This is a genomic window from Citrobacter sp. (assembly GCF_050252275.1).
GTDB lineage: Bacteria > Pseudomonadota > Gammaproteobacteria > Enterobacterales > Enterobacteriaceae > Citrobacter_A > Citrobacter_A amalonaticus.
This window is the reverse complement of the sequence record NZ_JBFWLF010000402.1, coordinates 1-2894: the sequence shown is the minus strand read 5'-3', so window position 1 is coordinate 2894 and position 2894 is coordinate 1. Positions and strand designations below refer to the sequence as shown.

Annotated in this window: 2 protein-coding genes and 2 pseudogenes; 1 reads left to right on the top strand and 3 read right to left on the bottom strand. The window is 51.3% G+C overall.

The features are described 5' to 3' along the window. A pseudogene (locus AB7E14_RS22345) lies at window positions 1-237 on the top strand (multidrug efflux MFS transporter MdtM); the annotation flags it as partial. 236 nt (window positions 238-473) lie between these two features. Here the strand turns inward: AB7E14_RS22345 and arsC are convergent. The 3 genes and pseudogenes from arsC to arsA all read right to left on the bottom strand — a co-directional run. Then, a complete protein-coding gene (arsC, locus tag AB7E14_RS22340; RefSeq protein ID WP_316962055.1) occupies window positions 474-899 on the bottom strand; it encodes a glutaredoxin-dependent arsenate reductase in 426 nt (141 codons plus the stop codon). Window positions 900-911: 12 nt separating this feature from the next. Beyond that, entirely contained in the window at window positions 912-2201 is a 1290-nt protein-coding gene (gene arsB, locus AB7E14_RS22335) for an arsenite efflux transporter membrane subunit ArsB (RefSeq protein ID WP_316962056.1), read from the bottom strand. Window positions 2202-2248: 47 nt separating this feature from the next. Next, window positions 2249-2894 (bottom strand): annotated as a pseudogene (gene arsA, locus AB7E14_RS22330) (arsenite efflux transporter ATPase subunit ArsA); the annotation flags it as partial.

Here is a 2894-nt window from a genome sequence, read left to right as displayed (position 1 = left end):
CTGTTCCGTTTTGCGCTTTTTTCTCATTCCCTGCCTAAAGGCACCGTATCAGCAACCATCAACATTATTGCATTAAGTTTTATGGCGGCCTCAGTGGAGCTGGCTCGCTGGATCTATTTTCAGGCTGGTGGCAGGATAGCTTTCCATTTTCTGGCGATGGTGGCCGGAATTATCGTCATGATACTGGTTTTTCGTTTGTTAAAACTACGCCAGCAACATCTGAATCAGACCGTCTGAGAATATGAGTTACGGCTCTGCCAGCAAAATTGGCAGGCTAATAGATGGGGCTACGGCCCCATGTCCTGCATGGTACAGGTCGCTTCGAAACCGAACCTCCGGATGGTTTCAAACATGGCCACAGGCTTGACACTGTTTTGCTGCAAATGAAACTTGGTGAAGGAATAGTGCTCTGCCAGAAGATTCGGGTCTTATGCTCTGAGGCAGGAATAAGGGAGCATCTGCCCCCTTCATCTTTATTTCAATCGCTTACCTGTTTCATCAACGACTTTCTCACCATCTTCCTTAGCGAAAGCCGCTTTCTGAGCATCTGGAAGGATATCCAGAACCACCTCGGAAGGACGACACAGTTTAGTTCCCAGTGGCGTCACCACAATCGGACGGTTAATCAGGATCGGATGCTGCAACATAAAGTCTATTATCTGGTTGTCAGTAAACTTATCTTCGGCAAGCCCCAGTTCTTCATAAGGCTCGACGTTTTTACGCAGCAGCGCCCGTACTGTAATCCCCATATCTGCGATAAGTTTGACCAGCTCATCGCGAGACGGTGGATTTTCAAGGTAATGAATAACGGTCGGTTCATTACCGCTGTTGCGGATCATCTCCAGCGTATTACGCGACGTGCCGCAGGCCGGGTTGTGATATATGGTGATGTTGCTCATATCAGTATCTCATTACAAAGTGAAAGAGAGACGTAGCGCCAGCGCCGCCAGCGTTACAAACAGCACAGGCAGAGTCATAATAATCCCGGTGCGGAAATAGTATCCCCACGTGATGGTCATATTCTTCTGTGAAAGTACATGCAGCCAGAGCAGCGTTGCAAGGCTACCAATAGGTGTAATTTTCGGCCCCAGATCGCAGCCAATCACGTTAGCGTAGATCATCGCCTCTTTAATAACGCCGGTTGCAGTGCTTCCCTCGATAGAGAGCGCGCCAACCAGCACCGTAGGCATGTTGTTCATAATGGAAGACAGGATTGCTGTCAGGAAGCCAGTCCCCAGCGTCGCGACCCAGAGTCCTTTATCCGCCAGTACGTTCAGCACACCTGAAAGGTATTCGGTTAGCCCGGCGTTGCGCAGACCGTAGACCACCAGGTACATCCCCAGTGAGAAGATGACTATCTGCCATGGCGCACCGCGCAGCACTTTGCCGGTGTTAATGGCATGACCTCGTTTCGCCACAGTAAACAGAATGACAGCGCCTGCAGCAGCAATCGCGCTGACCGGGATACCCAACGGCTCAAGGACGAAAAAGCCAACCAGAAGAAGAATCAACACTATCCAGCCAGTTCTGAAGGTTGCCAGATCTTTAATCGCGTTTGTCGGTGCTTTCAGGAGAGCCAGGTCGTAAGTCGGCGGGATATCCTTGCGGAAGAACAGATGCAGCATCACCAGCGTGGCGATAATAGCGGCAATATCCACCGGCACCATTACCGACGCATACTCAGTGAAGCCCAGTCCAAAGAAGTCCGCCGAGACTATATTCACCAGGTTCGACACGATAAGCGGCAGGCTGGCAGTATCGGCAATAAACCCGGCAGCCATGACAAATGCCAGTGTTGTACCTTTACTGAACCCTAATGCAAGCAGCATGGCGATGACAATTGGCGTCAGAATCAATGCCGCGCCATCGTTGGCAAACAGTGCCGCCACCGCCGCACCGAGCAGAACGATATACGTAAAGAGCAAACGTCCACGACCGTTACCCCAGCGGGAAACGTGCAGCGCTGCCCATTCGAAAAAACCGGATTCATCAAGCAGCAGGCTGATAATAATTACGGCAATAAAGGTCGCCGTCGCGTTCCAGACGATATTCCACACCACCGGAATATCGCCCACATGCACAACGCCTGATATCAGAGCCAGTCCCGCGCCCAGCGTCGCGCTCCAGCCGATCCCTAAACCCTTAGGCTGCCAGATAACTAAAACAATGGTCAGGACAAAAATAACGCCTGCCAGTAACATACATCCTCCTGACAGGGCGACTTTGCCGCCCTGTAAATACTAAAAAATTAACTCATCAACTTTCTGAGCTTTTCAATACCGGCGGGCTCTGAAGCCAATACCGGAACGAGCGCTATACGGTCAGCGTGCTGATTCTTAACAACCTCAATCTGAGGCAGTTCCTGCCGGGCACGCTGGCAAAGCAACGGAGAACGCGTATCCGCAATGGAAAGGCTGTTATTGATAATCCAGCCCCACGGATGAATCCCCGCTCTTTCAAGGTCAGACTGCAGGTTTGCCGCTTCCAGCACCGGTGTGGTTTCAGGAAGCGTAACCAGCAGAACTTTGGTTCGCTCTGGGTCCTGAAGCTGCATCATTGGTGTGGTGAAATGTCCCTTTTCACCCATTTTTTTGGCAATTTCGCGGTGATACGCCCCAGTGGCATCCAGCAGCAAAAGCGTATGCCCGGTTGGTGCCGTGTCCATGACCACAAAACGCTTACCTGCTTCACGAATTACCCTTGAAAAGGCCTGAAAGACGGCAATTTCTTCAGTACAGGGAGAACGTAAATCCTCTTCCAGTAGCCGTTTCCCGGCCTCATCCAGATCCCTGCCTTTCGTCTCAAGAACATGCTGACGATAGCGTTCAGTTTCATCGTGAGGGTTGATTCGGCTGACCTGCAGATTCTTGAGGCTGCCGTACAGCGTTGTACTC

Bases quoted from the DNA above. Each gene is read 5' to 3' on its own strand.
- arsC (WP_316962055.1), bottom strand. From the start codon at position 899: ATGAGCAACATCACCATATATCACAACCCGGCCTGCGGCACGTCGCGT.
- arsB (WP_316962056.1), bottom strand. From the start codon at position 2,201: ATGTTACTGGCAGGCGTTATTTTTGTCCTGACCATTGTTTTAGTTATC.